The organism is Klebsiella sp. 64 (assembly GCF_018223915.1).
GTDB classification, from domain to species: Bacteria; Pseudomonadota; Gammaproteobacteria; order Enterobacterales; family Enterobacteriaceae; genus Klebsiella; species Klebsiella pneumoniae.
The window spans coordinates 73370-88685 of sequence record NZ_JAGRQZ010000005.1; the positions used below are offsets into that span (position 1 = coordinate 73370).

Genomic DNA, 15316 nt, shown 5'->3' on the forward strand with positions numbered 1-15316 from the left:
TTGTATAAAAACCCCGCTTCGGCGGGGTTTTTTGTTTTTAAAACTCCCCCATATTGCTTTCACATACTCCCTTTTCAGTCACCTGTCCGTGAAGCACAATACGTCGGGTAAACGGAGGAAAATCATGCCTGAATTACCAGAGGTTGAAACCAGCCGTCGCGGCATCGAGCCGCACCTGGTTGGCGCAACCATTCTGCACGCCGTCGTGCGCAACGGACGGCTGCGCTGGCCGGTTTCCGAAGAGATTTATCGCCTGAGCGACGTTCCGGTTCTCAGCGTGCGTCGCCGCGCCAAATACCTGCTTCTGGAGCTGCCGGACGGCTGGATCATCGTCCATCTTGGGATGTCGGGGAGCCTGCGCATCCTGAGCGAAGAGCTGCCTGCTGAAAAACACGATCACGTTGACCTGGTCATGAGTAACGGCAAGGTGTTGCGCTACACCGATCCACGCCGCTTTGGCGCCTGGTTGTGGACCAGAACGCTGGAAGGCCATCCGGTACTGGCCCATCTTGGCCCGGAGCCGCTCAGCGACGCGTTCAACGCCGACTATCTCCAGCAAAAATGCGCGAAGAAGAAAACCGCGATCAAACCCTGGCTGATGGATAACAAGCTGGTGGTGGGCGTGGGGAATATCTACGCCAGTGAATCGCTGTTCTCCGCCGGGATCCATCCTGACCGGCTGGCGTCCTCGCTGTCGCGGGAAGAGTGTGAGCAGCTGGTGAAGGTGATTAAGCTGGTCCTGCTGCGTTCGATAGAGCAGGGCGGCACCACGTTAAAGGATTTCCTGCAAAGCGATGGCAAGCCGGGCTACTTCGCCCAGGAGCTACAGGTCTATGGCCGCAAGGGCGAACCCTGCCGGATCTGCGGCACGCCGGTCGTCGGGACCAAACATGCCCAGCGGGCGACCTTTTATTGCCGCCAGTGTCAGAAATAGTCTCAGGAACAGGAAGGATTGTCGGCCAGGTCAGCGGGCCTGCGGGTGCGCATCTGGTGGGCCGGGGGCGTTTGTAGGCCAGGTCAGCGTAGCGCCATCTGGCACAAAGACCGGGACAGAGCCGGTATGGATAGGCCGGCGGCGCAGCGCCAGCCGACGTGGCTCATGACCCGGCAGATGCGTTACTTCAGCTTATTCAACAGCGCCTGATGCACATTAGCTGGCAGAAAGTGAGAAACGTCGCCCTGGTGGCGCGCCACTTCCTTCACCAGTGAGGAAGAGATAAACGACCACTCTTTGCACGGCATCAGAAACACGCTCTCAAGGGTGGGCATCAGGTGGCGGTTCATATGAGCCAGCTGCATCTCATACTCGAAATCCGCCACCGCCCGCAGGCCGCGGATCAGGATATTGGCCTGCTGCGCGCGCGCGAAATTGGCCATTAAATCACTGAAGCCGATAACCTCCACGTTCACCAGGTGGGCCGTCGCCTGCTCTGCCAGCGCAATGCGCTCATCAAGGCTGAACATCGGCTTTTTACTCGGGCTGGCGGCGATAGCCAGCACCACTTTATCGAACATACTTGCCGCGCGGGTGACAATATCGATATGACCGTTGGTGATGGGGTCGAAGGTACCCGGATAGATCGCTTTTGTGCTCATGATGACTCTTTCTCCGAGTAGCCGTGGCTCAGCGCCCACAGCTCGGTATATTTCGTAAACGTATACTGCGCGTTGACCATCGCCAGTAACCATCCCTGTTTACCGTCCAGCACCCCACCGCGCAATAGCAACGTCTTGAGGAACGCGCCCAGCGTATGGCTGAAAATCCCTGCCATCGAGGTCTTCTTGCCCTTCTGGTGACGCTCAAGCGCCCACGCGGCGGCATACGCCAGCTGTTTTTGCTGGAAGCCAGCGAAGTCGCGGCAGGTCAGGTGCAGGAGATCGCCGGTCAGCGGAATAACCTCGGCGCCCAGGCTATCCAGCGATTCATGGACCAGATTATCGTTATAGCGGTAACGGGCGCGTTCGTACAGGCGCAGGACGCGATCGGGATACCAACCGCTGTGGCGCATAAAGCGTCCGAGAAAATAGTTACGGCGGGCGATGCTGTAGATGGCGCCGCGCTGGGGGGCGTCCAGTACCTTAAGAATAGCCTGCCTGAGTTCTGGCGTGACGCGCTCATCGGTATCGATCATCAACACCCAGTCGCCGGTGGCGTAATCCTGCGCGCGCTGGCGCTGAATGCCATAGCCTCGCCAGTCGGTATGGGTATAGACCTGGGCGCCGAGGCCGCGGGCCAGCTCAACGGTGTTGTCGGTGCTGCCGGAGTCGAGGACGATAATTTCATCCGCCCAGCTAACGGAGCCCAGACAATCCGGCAGCAGGTCGGCGGCGTTTTTAGCGATCATCACCACGGAAAGCCGGTTCGACATTAATGACTCCGCTGCGGCAGGTAAGGTTGCAGTAACTGTAGCAGACGCGACAGCGCGCCCTGGTTCTGATGCAGCACTTCCACCGCGTGACGGCCATACCACAGACGGTAATCTTCATCGGTCAGGAGCGTGGACACCTCCCTGACCAGCGAATCGGCATCGGTAACGGTGATCAGGCCATCGTCCTGCTGCAGCTTGGCGCAGATATCTTTGAAGTTGAAGGTATGCGGACCCATCAGCACCGGAATGGCGTGCGCCGCCGGCTCTAGCGGGTTATGGCCGCCGCGCTCCACCAGGCTGCCGCCGACGAAGGCGAGGTCGGCAATGCCGTAGAGCAGCATCAGCTCGCCCATGGTATCGCCAATGACTACCTGGGTACTGGAGGAGGGGATCTCGCCGGTGCTGCGCAGAGTAAAGCTCATCCCAGCCTTTTGTACCATCTCACGGGCGTCAGGGAAGCGCTCCGGATGGCGGGGAACAAGGATCAGCAGCAGGTTCGGGAAAGTCTCCAGCAGTTTTTTATGCGCCTGGAGGATGATTTGTTCTTCACCGTCGTGGGTGCTGGTGGCAATCCAGACCTTGCGGTGCGGTGCCCATTGCCGACGCAGCGTCACCGCCCGGGCCGCCAGCTCTGGCGTGACGGAGATATCGAATTTAAGGCTGCCGGTGACCGCCAGCTGGTTGCGCTTCAGCCCCAGAGAGAGGAAGCGGTTACCATCTTCTTCATTCTGCGCGGCGATAAGCGTAATGCGGCTCAACAGGCGGCGCATAAAGCCGCCCAGTTTGGCATAGCCTTTGGCGGAACGTTCGGACAGGCGCGCGTTGGCGATCACCAGCGGGATCTTACGCTTATGCAGCGCGGCCACCATATTCGGCCACAGCTCGGTCTCCATAACGATCACCAGCTTCGGCTGAACGGTGTTCAGGAAGCGGTTCATGGCGCCGGGCAGATCGTAGGGCAGATAGACGTGATGAACATCTTTGCCAAACGCCGACATGGCGCGCTCGGAGCCGGTCGGCGTCATGGTGGTGACGGTGATCGGCAGAGAAGGGTAGCGGTGGCGCAGGGCGCGGACCAGCGGAATGGCGGCTAAGGTCTCGCCGACGGAAACGGAGTGCAGCAGAATGCCATCCGGCTCTACCTTGTTCTGACAGAAGCCATAGCGTTCCGCCCAGCGTTTGCGATAGGCAGGAGCCTTACGACTGCGCAGCAGCAGCCGCAGCCACACCAGCGGCTGAATAAGGTAAAGTAGGGTGGTATAAAGCAATTCCAAACTATTTATCCGTTCTCTGTTTTGGCGGGCAAATTCTAAGCATTTAGCCCGCGTAAAGCTATCTCTTTGGCGGAAACAGCGGGTTTTTGGTCTATCCCGCGTGGCGATAACGCTTAATACGCAGATAACGGCGTCCCAGGCGCCAGCGTAAACGGAAAGTACAGGCGTTTTTCCAGATTAACCGCCAGATACCGCGGTCGAAGAATTCGTTAATAATAACATGCTTTTTGGACTCATCTTTCATGCTATCGAAGGTATGGATGATCCCCAGGCCTTCTTTGGCGATCTGCCAGCGACAGGCGGCGATATGGCGTACTTTATCCGGGTAGCGCTGGTTAATCGCCTCCAGCATCTCCAGAATCTTCATATAGTGGCGCGCCGAACGCATCAGCGTGTCGTCGTTGTCCGGCTTATGCGACACCGACTCAGAGTGAATGTAGTAATCATAGAACTGCTGACTGGTGTACTGCACGCGCTCCGCGGCCAGCAGGGCTTCTGTGGTCCATGGGATATCCTGATGGCGCAGGCCAGGCTCGAAATGGAAGTGATGCTGGCGGATAAAGTCGTGACGATAAATATTAAGCCAGGTGACGTGCAGAAACTTCCGCGAGTCCAGGGCCTGCTTAAGCCAGACATGGCCCGGCAGCACATCCGTCGAGGGCAGGCGATCCAGTGGGAAGATCGGGTGGCTCTCGCGGCGCTTTTCGTACACATAGGTGCCGTTGCAGGTAGCGATATCGAGATGTTCTTTCTCGGCCATCTCCAGCAGCGTGCGATACATGCCCGGATAGAGTTTGTCGTCGATATCCGGAAACGCGAGATATTTGCCGCTGGCGGCGGCGAGGCCGGTATTGCGCGCGACCGAGACGCCCTGGTTTTCCTGCTCCAGCACCTGGACGTTCTGCAGCCGCTCCTGCCATTCGGCGATCACCGCCAGGCTGTTGTCTGTCGAACCATCGTTCACCAGGATCAGTTCATAGCTGTCCAGCTGCTGCTGTTCAATGCACTCAAAGAATTGCGCTAGAAATTTCTCACCGTTGTAGACGGCAGCCACGATGCTCAATAAAGGCGTTTGACTCATAAATCTTCGATCCTGGTTAACTAACGGCGTCAGGTGCGCTGCAGCTGACGGTACTGCTGACAAATGGATACGACGCTGAATTTTTCCAGCGCGGCATCGTCGATGGCCGGCGGGTTATGGTAAATGCTTTGCATCGTCTGAGCCAGCGCCGGACTGGTCAGATCCGCCAGACCGCGGGCAAGTTCGCCGGTGAGGATCTCGGTGACGCCGCCGGGGCAGCGGGTGCTGGCGACAGGAGTATGTAACAGCAGCGCCTCCACCACCACATTGCCGAATCCTTCGCTATCGGAGCTCAAAACCAGCATCCGTGCGCCTTTGATCCACGGTAAGGGGTTTTTCTGAAAGCCTTTGAACCACACCCGATCGTCAATGTGCAGCGTTTTTGCCAGCTGGCGCAGGCGCTGCTCTTGCTCCGGTTTTCCCTGGCCTAGCAGCACCAGCGGTGCGTCGATGCCGCTCTGCGCATAGGCTTCAAGCAGGCGGTCGTGACGTTTGCCGGGATGGAAGCGGCCGACGTGAATCAGGTAGTCGCCGTCCGGGCGCTCGCTGTCGGCTTCCGCTCCGGCGCGCAGGGCGGCGATATCGAAGGGATTGTAGATGGTTTTCAGCTGTGCCGGGCGCAGGGCAAACTCTTCCACCAGATCTCGCCCCACCGCGTCGGAAACCGTCACCACGTTGCGACCCTGATAAATTCGCTTAATTTTCTGCTGCTTCATCCAGCGGTCAAAGCCGGTGCGGTGCCCGAGATAGGAGGCCGAAAAGACGCCGTGCAGACAGAACCAGACGTTACGCTCGCGCAGCGCCCGGCTGCGGGCGACGATACGGTCGGTTTTGTGCAGGTTGGAGAGCACAAGGTCAAATTGCCCCTGCTGTTCGGCCCGCACGACTGCGGCGTCCAGCTGGCGGGCGCGGCGGGACAGCTCGGTCAGCTTGCGCCACGGTTTACGGCAGCGATCGGCAACTACCTGGTAGTCGAGCCCCTCGGGCAATGGGTACTCGCAGACATCGCGCAGCGAAATGAGCGACACCCGATCGCCGTCGCGCAGGAACTGTGCCGCCAGGGTCAGGACCACTTTTTCCGCGCCGCCGCCGGGTAAGCCGTCAATCACAAATAAGATGCGCATCGTTATTTCACCAGATCCTGATAAAGAGAAAGCAGCTGGGTTGAGAGTCGCTCGCTGGTGCAGGCCATAATGCGCTCGCGGGCGTGACCGCCTTCCGCGGAGCCCAGCGCGCGCGCGGGCAGGGCCATTACCGCCTGCTGTAGCGCCGGGATATCCAGAGCGTCGCAGACGTAACCATTGTGGCCGTCGACGATAAACTCCGCCCCGCCGCAGCCGGTAGTGGTGATCACCGGCAGACCGCAGGCCATTGCCTCGAGGATGACGTTGGGGAACGGATCGTAGAGGGTCGGCAGCAGCAGACCATCGGCCATTTGATAGAAGGGCAATGTCTCCGACTGCATGCCGAAGAAGCGCACCCGCGCTTCACAGTTCAGGCTCTTCGCCAGCGCCTGATAGCGAGGCTGATCCTTATCTTTGCCGACCACCAGCAGGTAGCGATCGGTGGGGGCGATGGCGCGGATCGCCGCCGCCAGCCCTTTACGTTCAAAGCCGGAGCCGACGTAGATCAAGCAGGTCGCCTGCAGCGGCAGCTGCCATTTGGCGCGTAAGGCGGCAAAGGTCTCTTCGTCCGGCGGCAGGAAGCGCTGGTTGTCAATGGCGTTGTAAATAACGTGGATCTTCTCCGCCGGCAGGCCAAAGTCTTCGATAATCTCGCGCTTGATCATCTCGGCGTTGCAGATCACCCCGCGCAGGTGTGAGTCTTCATACATCTCGCGTTCCGCCTGCATGACGTAGCGGTGGTAACGGTCGGCGAACAGCAGGCGGCTTTTCCAGGCCGGTAAAATGCGCGAGCGCTGCTGCAGCCAGCGGCGATGAACGCCATCGCCAGCGCGGTAGAGATCGCAGCCGGGAATACGTTCATGGCTCTGCACCAGGTCGAAGGACTCGCGCTGCCAGAGCGCGCGCGCGGCGTTGGCAAAGCCGCGCTCGCGGCTGATGCGCCCCCATTTACGTGGGTTACAGATATGGATCTGCCAGTCCGGTTTCACCGGCCCCTGCCATTCGCGGGTGATGACGTTCAGTTGCAGATGACTGCTGTCGAGGGCTTCCAGCGCGCGGGAGACAAACCGTTCTGCGCCGCCGTCCGGGCGGTACTTCTGCCGCACCAGAGCCAGCCTGAATTTACTCATGCCAGTACCTTTTTCGCCGCCGCGATCACGGCGTCGGTAGGAATTAAATCAAGATAACGTTCGTCGGTGTTGGTGTTGATAGCGTCCGGATCGGGCAGCGGACCGAAGTCGCCGGCCCAGATCACCTCGCCTTTCGCCTGCCACGGACGCCAGAAGGTCAGCTTCGAGGGGCCGAACAGGGCGACCAGCGGAGTGCCAAGGGCTGCAGCCATATGCATCGGCACCGAGTCGACGCCGATAAACAACCGGGCATGATCGATCACCGCCGCCAGCTGGCGCAGCGTTAACTGGCCGGCTAAAGAGTGTAGTCGCGCCTGCGGGCAGCCGGCGATGATGGTATCCACCATCTTCTTCTCTCTAGCATCGGGGCCGGAGGTGAGCACCACCGCGTATCCTTCGGCGGACAGCGCGTTGATCAGGGCGCTCATCCGATCTTCGCGCCAGCATTTAAAGAACCAGCGCGACGTCGGCTGGATGACGATGTAGTGTTCCCGGAAGTCCTCCGGCAGCAGGGCGCGGCTGGCGGCCCAGTCTGCTTCGCTGTAGCCCATCCGCGCCGGCGCTTCGTTCAACTGGAGACCGAGCGGAGCGAGAATAGAGAGATTCTGCTGTACCGTATGCAGCTGGTTGTGCTGTTGGGTGGAGGCCAGCGCGGTGTGGCAATAGCGCCAGACCGGGTGGCGGCGCTTCGGAAAATCAAAACCAATCCGCGTCGCGGCGCCGGTCAGTTTGCTGATAACCGCGCTCGGCCACTGGTCGGCCAGGTTAAGCACCATATCGTACCGCTGCTGGCGCAGCGTCTGAATGAGCTGCCATTGCATCTTCAGCTGATACCTTTTTCCCTGCTTTTTCCAGCGGCGATCGAGACCATAAATATGGTGGATATCGGGGTTGGCTGCGAGCATATCCCGGGTCTCTTCATACAACAGGACATCCACGCTGGCGGCGGGGTACTGCTGTTTCAGCGCGTGAATAAGCGGCGTGATCAGCAGCATGTCGCCATGATGGCGCAGCTTAATGACCAGGATCCGCGCCGGGTTCAACGGGCCGCGGGAGAGGGTTTCAGGCGTCATACTCTGTTCTTCATCCAGGATAAGGGTTCCGATTCTAGGGGATCAGACAGATTGAGAGAAGCGTTGTATTGCTCTACCATGACCCGATACGTATGGCCTGAGGACGTTTTCGTGCACAATCCCGCATTTCTCATCACGATTGATACAGAGGGCGATAACCTCTGGCAAAAACATGACAGCATCACCACCGAGAATGCGCGTTATCTTCCGCGTTTTCAGCAGCTTTGCGAAAAGTATGGCTTTAAACCGGTCTATTTGACCAACTATGAAATGGCCATCGACCCCTTTTATATCGAATTCGCCAGAGACGTGATTGCCCGCGGCACCGCGGAAGTCGGCATGCATCTGCATGCGTGGAACAGCCCGCCGACCGAGCCGCTGACTGCAGATGACTGGCGCCATAAGCCTTATCTTATTGAATACAGCGACGCTATGATGCGTGAGAAGGTCGACTATATGACGCGTCTGCTGGAGGATACCTTCCAGACCAAAATGGTTAGCCATCGCGCCGGGCGCTGGGCTTTTGACGAGCGCTATGCGCGTCTGCTGGTGGAGTACGGGTATCAGGTGGATTGCTCGGTGACCCCGCGGGTGAACTGGAAGACCGCCAAGGGGGCGCCGCAGGGCGATGGCGGGACCGATTATCGCCGCTTTCCGCAGCATGCCTATTTCCTCGATGAAAATGACATCAGCCGCGAGGGCCACTCGCCGCTGCTGGAAGTGCCGATGAGCATCCAGTACAAGCACTCAGCGTGGATGAACAGCGTGAAGCAGGGTTACGACCGCCTGCGCGGCAAAGTGCGCTCCCCCTCCGTACACTGGCTGCGACCGATGGGCGGCAATGTGGAGACGATGAAAAAAGTCGTCGAACAAACGTTGACGCAGGGCAATGACTACGTGGAATATATGCTCCACTCTTCAGAGTATATGCCCGGCGGCAGCCCCACGTTCCAGAATGAACGGGATATTGAGCGTTTATACGCTGACCTCGAAGCCTTTTTTAGCTGGCTGGCGCCGCAGGTGAAGGGCATGACGCTGGCAGAATATTACCAGCGGAAAATTACACAGCGCTAACACAGCTCAAGGTACCGTATGCGTATCCTTAAACAATTAACGCGGAAAAAGAATGCTTTTTTCCGCGGCATTAAATTTAATTTAATTAACTATCGATACAGAAATAAGCCGGCGCGTAAAGCCTTCGACCCAGCGGCTGTGCGCCGCGTGCTGCTATTGCGTCTGGATGATAAAGTCGGTGATATGGTGGTCACGACCGGCTGCGCCAGAATACTGGCCGAACGGGGATATCAGGTTTCGGTGTTAACCGGACCAATATGCAGCGAAATATTAGCAGGCTCAGAATTCATTCAGCAAGTATATTTATATCGGCCCCGCATGTCCTTAAATACGTTGCGGGCGGCGGGTTTTGATGCGGTTATCGATTTTGATGACGTGACCAGCTATGAACGCTTTAAATTACTCGCCGATTTACGGGCGACCAGCGTGATTGGTTTTAATAAAGAGCCCTATAAACTTTACGATCACTCAATCGCTTTTTTTGACGGCAACAGCCATATTTCCCTGCGCTATAAGCAGGTGGTGAAGCTGTTTGGCATCGTTGACGACCGCCCGTATCACTATCATCTCCCCGGCTGCCGCCATGAGCGGGAGAAAGTGGCCCGCTTGCTTTCTCAGGCCGGAGAGGTCGAACTGCGTATCGCCATTAACCCTTTTACCGCCTCCGAGGATAAAGACTTCTGTCATCACCAGGTGGCGACCCTGGTCGAGCGGCTACATGCTCTGCCTTACCGGGTCTGTATCGTGATGGTGGGGCGCAGTGAAAAAATCCGCCAGCTGGGGCTGGATATGGCGCTGTACATCGCCGACAGCACCATCAACTCCGCCGTAGAAGTGATCCGCAGCTGTGATTTAGTCATTACGCCGGACACCTCGATCGTGCATATTGCCCGGGCTTTCGATAAGCCGATGGTGGCGGTCTATAACAAACGCAAACTCAAGAATACCGGGCTGCCCGGCTATCACATCTGGGCGCCGGGCTATGACAAGGCGAAGCAGATAGTCTGTGAAGAAGCGAATGTCGCCGATGTGGCGATTGAGTCGGTGTGGCCCGTGATTAAAGAGCAGGCCGACCGGCTGGTCGCCGCCCGCAGTTAATTTAAAAAGTTAATATAAAAAGGGCCGCTGACGGCCCTTTTTGTTAGCGTTTTTCCGCCAACCCTTTGCTGAGCGCAATGCCCAGCGGCAGCCAGAACAGCACCCAGGTTTCCCGGGGATTGCTGATGATAAACATCCCCTGCGAGGCCATAAACACCAGCGCGTAAAACAGGATCGCCAGACTGTAGCGGCTGTCGGTATGGCGCTTGCGCCACGCCTGCCATAGCCCGCAGGCAATGATCGCCAACAGCAGCAGTAACCCCACGATGCCGCCTTTCAGCAGGGCGCCCATATACACGCTGTGGGTGGTGGTGATGTGCTCGCCGCTGTAGTTGATGAAATCCAGTTCATAGCTGAAACCGCGCCCCAGCCACGGCTGGCTGGCCATCTCCGACAGCGTATGGTGCCAGATGCTCAGGCGCAGCCCGCTTTGGGTGCCCAGCTCCTCGAAACGGGCGAGCAGCATGTCGCCCACCGGCGTCATGACCAAAAGCAGCGCTACCAGCACGGCCAGCGCCGCGGCGATCAGCAGGTTGCGGCGGGTGAAGACGTGCAGGTGCAGCGTACAGCCGACCGCCAGCACCAGGGCGATGATCGGCCCGCGGCTTTGGGTGAGCAGCAGCATCACCAGCATGATGACCACCGGCAGATAGAGCCAGTGGCTGGCTTTTTCTTTCAGTAGCATGCCGCAGATTAAAATGCCGATGCCGCAGTAACCGGCAAGGTCGATAACGTTCGTTGGTCCGGGGTTCTCGGGAGAGACCGCTCGTTCGGTGAGAACCAGCGTATGGTCGATAATCAGTGTCCACAGGGAGAGCACGGTGATCCCGCCGACCACCGCCAGCATCGCCAGTCGGCGGGTTCGTCCGTCCCTGAGCAGCATCGTCATCAGCAACAGATACCCGGTCAGATACACGCCGTGGGTGATCGGCGAGTCAATATGCTGCGGCGTATGGCCCCACACATTACTGAGGGCGTAATAGATAAAGAAAGCCGCCAGCAGCGTCCAGGTCTGCCACTGCTCGCGTAACACCCCGGCCAGCGCCTGGCGGTTTTCCTGGCGTACCAGCGACAGCAATAGCAGCAGGATCGATAAATGCAGCAGATTATTGGTCCGGGTGGACATGCAAAAAATCGCGCTGAAAAATAAAAACAAAGGAAAGACAATCGAGTAACCCTGTCTGGCGAAGTTACTCACTTTTAAAGTACTCATTAAACGCAACCTTTTCGAAGATAGTATCCGGCACAGCGCTTTCTGGGGAAAAATTAATCACCCGAATCTGGCGTTGCTGCAGTACCTGCGCGGCATGCGCAAAGGAGGGCATGACGAGGGTATCCACTTTTGTTGCCAGGTAAGAAGGCAATTTTTCTTGTTGTGTTTCGTAGAATCGCGGCTGGTTAAAGTTGGTCATATCCAGGCCGCTCACCAGGATAGTATTGAAGCCCAGCCAGGCGAGAATTTGCAGCGCCCAGTAGACCACCGTGCCGGCATCAAAGATGCCCTGGCGAATATCGGTGCTAAAACAGATATCCGGGCGCTGAGGATGAAAGCACATCGCCGCATTCTGCTGGTAAGTGCGCTTTATCGCTTCGCTGGCGACTTTCGGCTGGTAAATCTTATAGCAACCGTCCTCAATCAACGCCAAACGGCAGCGCAGCGCGTCCCCATAGCGATCGACGATTTTGGCGATCCCGTGCATGGTGGTGAACAGCAAAATATCCGGCTGGCTGACAATGGCGCGGATAATGTCCGGCTTCTTATCGAAAAATTCCATGTCGACGATGGTATAGAGCGAAAAGTGCAGCCGGTCGGCAAGATGCCAGGCGCCATTGACGCCCATCACCGGGATCGTTTTCGACAACAGGGAAAAATCGATATTGCGGGTTGAGGGGCCGGTGGCGGTCAGCAGGACTTCGCCCTGCATACTGTTTTTCAGCGCGCTCAGGCTGACCAGCGGCACCGTTTTCCCTTTATAGCGTAACGCGCTGATTTCGCCGCTTGGCGCGCGCGTAATACGGGTAAAAGGCCACAGATTTTCATTGTGGCGATACGCGCGAGGGCGCGTATAGCGGTAGATCTGCTTAAACAGGGATCCCATCAGAGCAGCCCCTGATTTTGCAGGAGAAGATGAATCCGGCTGGCCGCAATATCGCCGGTGCTGGCGCTGTTTTCCGGCCGCACGATATGCTGGTTTTTACCGTATCCGCCAATCAGCCCCGGGTCGGTCGGGCCGTAGAGCGTAAAGTTCGGTTTATCCAGCGCGGCGGTCAGATGGCTCAGCCCGGTATCGACCGAGACGACGGCCCGGGCGCCGGCCAGAACCTGCGCTACCTGCTCAAGGCTCATGCGCGGCAGCACTTCAACATACTCCCGGCCTTCCGCCAGCCGCTTCGCCCGCGCCTCTTCGTGCGGGGCGCCCCACGGCAGCTTAATGTGGACGCCGCTGTCGGCCAGCAGGTCGAGAAGCTCCTGCCAGCGGGTTTCCGGCCAGTGCTTATCGTCGCGGGTGGTGGCGTGCAGAAACACCAGATAGGGCGCGGCAGCGCTAGCCTCGTGCTGCAGGAAATGGCGCGCAATGGCGTAATCCCCCTGGGTCTGGGGTTTCGCGTAGCCAAGGCTTTTGGCGAACAGCTCACGGGTACGCTCCACCGCGTGCTGCTGTTTCGCGATATGGTGGCGGCGGTTGTAAAACAGGCTCGCCAGCGGCTCGCGGGCCGTTTGCCAGTCCATACCGTGCTTGACGCCGTGCGCCAGGCGAGTAACCAGCGCGGCGCTTTTTACCAGCCCCTGGGCATCGATGATGGCGTCATACTTTACCGCCTGAACGGTCTCGCGAAAGGCTTGACGCTCGGCTTTGATCGGCGCGGAAAACCAGGCTTTGCGCCAGCGGCGGATCGCCACCGGGATCACCCGCTCGACGCTTTTATGCCAGGAGGGGATCTGTGCGAAACCCTCTTCAACCACCCAGTCGAAGCGGATGCCGGGGATAGCCTGCGCGGCGTCGGTTAGCGCGGGCAGCGTGTGCAGCACGTCGCCCATGGAGGAGGTTTTAACGATCAATACCCGCATCCGTTACGCTTCCTCGTGCTCGGTTTTTTCCGCTAACAGTTCGTTCAGCTCTTGCAGGACGCGTTCTGGAGTGATGTCGATCAGGCTCTGATGATAGCCTTCGGCGGCATCGCCTTTGCGCACCTTGTGGTAGCCGGTAATCAGACGGATAACCCGCGCTTTATGCGACAGCGGCGGGGTAAAGTCCGGACTGCTCGGGCCATACAGCGCCACCAGCGGGCGGTCCAGCGCCGCGGCGACGTGCATCAGCCCCGAATCGTTAGTCACTACAGCTTTACAGGCGGCGATCAGAATGACCGCCTGCTCCAGCTGGGTTTCACCCGCCAGATTACGGCACCAGGCCTGCTGCTCGCTGCTGAGGGCGGCGATGATCTCTTTGCCGGCCTCGTTATCTTTCGCCGAGCCGAATAACGCAATCTGATAGCCATCGTCGATAAGCTTTTTCGCCAGCGCAGCATAATGATAGTGCGGCCAGCGTTTGGCCGGGCCGAACTCCGCGCCGGGGCAGAAGCCGACGATCGGCCGATCGTTGGACAGGTTAAAGGCGCTGCAGGCCTGCGACTTTTCCCCTTCGTTGACCTGCAGCTGCGGCCACAGCAGCGGCTGCGGCAGATCTTTGGCGCAGCGCATCACGCCGTTGTCGTAGGCCAGCGCCACGTAGCGTTCCACCATCAGCGGCCAGGCGTCTTTGTCCAGCACTCGGGCGTCGTTGAGCAGGCCGTAGCGCATCTCGCCGCGCCAGCCGGTGCGCAGCGGGATATTGGCAAAGAAAGGGACTAATGCCGATTTAAACGAGTTCGGCAGCACGTAAGCGCGATCGTAGCGACGCTCGCGCAGGCTGTGGCCGAGCTTGCGGCGTTCGCCGATAGCCAGCGCGCCGTGACCCAGCGGCATCGGGATCGCTTCGTTCACTTCCGGCATGCGCGAAAGCAACGGACGGCACCAGGCTGGCGCCATCACGTCGATAATCGCCTGGGGATAGCGCGCCCTGAGCGTACGATAAAGACTTTGCGACATCATCATGTCGCCCACCCAAGACGGGCCTACCACCAATATTTTCATGCTTGTTTCTTACGCGTCGCGGTTTAGCCAGGCCATATATTCCGTTACGCCTTCGGCAACGGTTTTGAACGGTTTGTCATAGCCCGCTTTGCGCAGGTTAGTCAGATCCGCCTGTGTGAACGCCTGGTAGCGGCCTTTCAGTTTGTCCGGGAACGGGATGTACTCGATGCTGCCTTTTTTGTGGTACGCCAGGGTCGCATCGGCGACGGCCTGGAAGGATTCCGCACGGCCGGTGCCGAGGTTGAAGATGCCGGAAACGCCGTTTTCCCAGAACCACAGGTTGACGTCAGCCACGTCCCCCACGTAGACGAAGTCGCGCTTGAAGCCGTCGCTGCCTTCGAACAGTTTCGGGCTTTCGCCATTATTCAGCTGGGTATTGAGGTGGAAAGCGACGCTCGCCATGCTGCCTTTGTGGCCTTCGCGCGGCCCGTAGACGTTGAAGTAGCGGAAGCCGACGATCTGCGAATTGGCTTCCGGCAGGATCTGGCGGACGTATTCGTCGAACAGGAATTTGGAGTAGCCGTAAACGTTCAGCGGCTGTTCGTACTCGCGGGACTCGATGAAGTCGCTGGTGCGTCCGCCATAGGTGGCCGCGGAGGAGGCGTACAGGAACGGGATTTCGCGCTCCAGGCAGTAGTGCAGCAGCTCTTTGGAGTACTGATAGTTGTTGTCCATCATGTACTTACCATCCCACTCGGTAGTGGAAGAGCACGCGCCTTCGTGGAAGATTGCTTCGATTTCACCGAACTCTTCACCCGCCATAATCTGGATCAGAAAGTCTTCTTTATCCATGTAGTCAGCGATGTTCAGGTCAACCAGGTTTACAAACTTGGTGCCGTCTTTCAGATTGTCGACAACCAGAATGTCGGTGATGCCTTTGTCATTCAGCGCTTTAACGATGTTGCTGCCGATAAAGCCTGCGCCGCCGGTAACGATGATCATAACTGTACCTTTGAAGTTG

General features: G+C 58.4%; 15 protein-coding genes. 3 read left to right on the forward strand and 12 right to left on the reverse strand.

What is annotated here, in order from left to right:
* The first annotated feature begins 124 nt into the window (after positions 1–124).
* Complete coding sequence (gene mutM / locus KHQ23_RS05990; protein WP_004173907.1) at positions 125–934, forward strand: bifunctional DNA-formamidopyrimidine glycosylase/DNA-(apurinic or apyrimidinic site) lyase; 810 nt, start codon at positions 125–127, stop codon at positions 932–934.
* A gap of 182 nt (positions 935–1116) precedes the next feature.
* On the opposite strand, the gene coaD is transcribed toward mutM, so the two are convergent.
* From coaD to rfaQ, 7 genes are all read right to left on the reverse strand, one after another.
* Positions 1117–1596, reverse strand: a complete 480-nt coding sequence (gene coaD / locus KHQ23_RS05995) for a pantetheine-phosphate adenylyltransferase (RefSeq protein ID WP_002922501.1) — start codon at positions 1594–1596, stop codon at positions 1117–1119.
* Entirely contained in the window at positions 1593–2369 is a 777-nt protein-coding gene (locus KHQ23_RS06000; RefSeq protein ID WP_002922500.1) for a glycosyltransferase family 2 protein, read from the reverse strand. The genes coaD and KHQ23_RS06000 overlap by 4 nt, the downstream gene beginning before the upstream one ends.
* Entirely contained in the window at positions 2369–3643 is a 1275-nt protein-coding gene (gene waaA, locus KHQ23_RS06005; RefSeq protein WP_004145263.1) for a lipid IV(A) 3-deoxy-D-manno-octulosonic acid transferase, read from the reverse strand. Before waaA ends, KHQ23_RS06000 begins: the two co-directional genes overlap by 1 nt.
* A 91-nt stretch (positions 3644–3734) precedes the next feature.
* Positions 3735–4724, reverse strand: coding sequence for a glycosyltransferase (locus tag KHQ23_RS06010; protein ID WP_004173909.1), 990 nt, complete (start codon positions 4722–4724; stop codon positions 3735–3737).
* Positions 4725–4753: 29 nt separating this feature from the next.
* Entirely contained in the window at positions 4754–5848 is a 1095-nt protein-coding gene (locus tag KHQ23_RS06015; RefSeq protein ID WP_025367822.1) for a glycosyltransferase, read from the reverse strand.
* Between the two features lie 2 nt (positions 5849–5850).
* Positions 5851–6978 carry a glycosyltransferase family 4 protein gene (locus tag KHQ23_RS06020; protein WP_009308781.1) on the reverse strand — a complete coding sequence of 376 codons (1128 nt, stop codon included), beginning with the start codon at positions 6976–6978 and terminating at the stop codon, positions 5851–5853.
* Positions 6975–8051 carry a putative lipopolysaccharide heptosyltransferase III gene (gene rfaQ, locus KHQ23_RS06025; RefSeq protein ID WP_002922495.1) on the reverse strand — a complete coding sequence of 359 codons (1077 nt, stop codon included), beginning with the start codon at positions 8049–8051 and terminating at the stop codon, positions 6975–6977. Before rfaQ ends, KHQ23_RS06020 begins: the two co-directional genes overlap by 4 nt.
* Before the next feature lie 111 nt (positions 8052–8162).
* Here rfaQ and KHQ23_RS06030 point away from each other — a divergent pair, with 111 nt between their 5' ends.
* Together KHQ23_RS06030 and KHQ23_RS06035 are read left to right on the forward strand one after the other, a co-directional pair.
* On the forward strand, positions 8163–9125 hold the full coding sequence (locus KHQ23_RS06030) for a polysaccharide deacetylase family protein (protein WP_002922494.1): 963 nt from the start codon (positions 8163–8165) through the stop codon (positions 9123–9125).
* 18 nt (positions 9126–9143) lie between these two features.
* Positions 9144–10223 carry a glycosyltransferase family 9 protein gene (locus KHQ23_RS06035; RefSeq protein WP_023301435.1) on the forward strand — a complete coding sequence of 360 codons (1080 nt, stop codon included), beginning with the start codon at positions 9144–9146 and terminating at the stop codon, positions 10221–10223.
* Positions 10224–10266: 43 nt separating this feature from the next.
* Here the strand turns inward: KHQ23_RS06035 and KHQ23_RS06040 are convergent, their stop codons facing one another.
* From KHQ23_RS06040 to rfaD, 5 genes are read right to left on the reverse strand one after another with little or no spacing between them, the layout of a single operon-like run.
* Positions 10267–11436 (reverse strand): O-antigen ligase family protein, encoded by a 1170-nt coding sequence (locus KHQ23_RS06040; RefSeq protein WP_004164973.1) that lies wholly within the window; start codon positions 11434–11436, stop codon positions 10267–10269.
* A complete protein-coding gene (locus KHQ23_RS06045) occupies positions 11414–12322 on the reverse strand; it encodes a sugar glycosyltransferase (protein WP_002922468.1) in 909 nt (302 codons plus the stop codon). The genes KHQ23_RS06040 and KHQ23_RS06045 overlap by 23 nt, the downstream gene beginning before the upstream one ends.
* Entirely contained in the window at positions 12322–13293 is a 972-nt protein-coding gene (gene rfaC, locus KHQ23_RS06050; protein WP_023283068.1) for a lipopolysaccharide heptosyltransferase RfaC, read from the reverse strand. The genes KHQ23_RS06045 and rfaC overlap by 1 nt, the downstream gene beginning before the upstream one ends.
* Positions 13294–13296: 3 nt before the next feature.
* Positions 13297–14355 carry an ADP-heptose--LPS heptosyltransferase RfaF gene (gene rfaF, locus KHQ23_RS06055; protein ID WP_002922465.1) on the reverse strand — a complete coding sequence of 353 codons (1059 nt, stop codon included), beginning with the start codon at positions 14353–14355 and terminating at the stop codon, positions 13297–13299.
* 9 nt (positions 14356–14364) lie between these two features.
* A complete protein-coding gene (rfaD, locus tag KHQ23_RS06060) occupies positions 14365–15297 on the reverse strand; it encodes an ADP-glyceromanno-heptose 6-epimerase (protein ID WP_002922463.1) in 933 nt (310 codons plus the stop codon).
* Positions 15298–15316: the final 19 nt, after the last annotated feature.

What these genes read in the sequence shown, in the direction of transcription:
- KHQ23_RS06035 (WP_023301435.1), top strand. Translation starts at nt 9,144, where the DNA reads ATGCGTATCCTTAAACAATTAACGCGGAAAAAGAATGCTTTTTTCCGC.
- KHQ23_RS06040 (WP_004164973.1), bottom strand. Translation starts at nt 11,436, where the DNA reads ATGAGTACTTTAAAAGTGAGTAACTTCGCCAGACAGGGTTACTCGATT.
- rfaD (WP_002922463.1), bottom strand. Translation starts at nt 15,297, where the DNA reads ATGATCATCGTTACCGGCGGCGCAGGCTTTATCGGCAGCAACATCGTT.
- KHQ23_RS06010 (WP_004173909.1), bottom strand. Translation starts at nt 4,724, where the DNA reads ATGAGTCAAACGCCTTTATTGAGCATCGTGGCTGCCGTCTACAACGGT.
- mutM (WP_004173907.1), top strand. Translation starts at nt 125, where the DNA reads ATGCCTGAATTACCAGAGGTTGAAACCAGCCGTCGCGGCATCGAGCCG.
- rfaQ (WP_002922495.1), bottom strand. Translation starts at nt 8,051, where the DNA reads ATGACGCCTGAAACCCTCTCCCGCGGCCCGTTGAACCCGGCGCGGATC.
- KHQ23_RS06045 (WP_002922468.1), bottom strand. Translation starts at nt 12,322, where the DNA reads ATGGGATCCCTGTTTAAGCAGATCTACCGCTATACGCGCCCTCGCGCG.
- rfaC (WP_023283068.1), bottom strand. Translation starts at nt 13,293, where the DNA reads ATGCGGGTATTGATCGTTAAAACCTCCTCCATGGGCGACGTGCTGCAC.
- KHQ23_RS06000 (WP_002922500.1), bottom strand. Translation starts at nt 2,369, where the DNA reads ATGTCGAACCGGCTTTCCGTGGTGATGATCGCTAAAAACGCCGCCGAC.
- rfaF (WP_002922465.1), bottom strand. Translation starts at nt 14,355, where the DNA reads ATGAAAATATTGGTGGTAGGCCCGTCTTGGGTGGGCGACATGATGATG.
- coaD (WP_002922501.1), bottom strand. Translation starts at nt 1,596, where the DNA reads ATGAGCACAAAAGCGATCTATCCGGGTACCTTCGACCCCATCACCAAC.
- KHQ23_RS06015 (WP_025367822.1), bottom strand. Translation starts at nt 5,848, where the DNA reads ATGCGCATCTTATTTGTGATTGACGGCTTACCCGGCGGCGGCGCGGAA.
- KHQ23_RS06020 (WP_009308781.1), bottom strand. Translation starts at nt 6,978, where the DNA reads ATGAGTAAATTCAGGCTGGCTCTGGTGCGGCAGAAGTACCGCCCGGAC.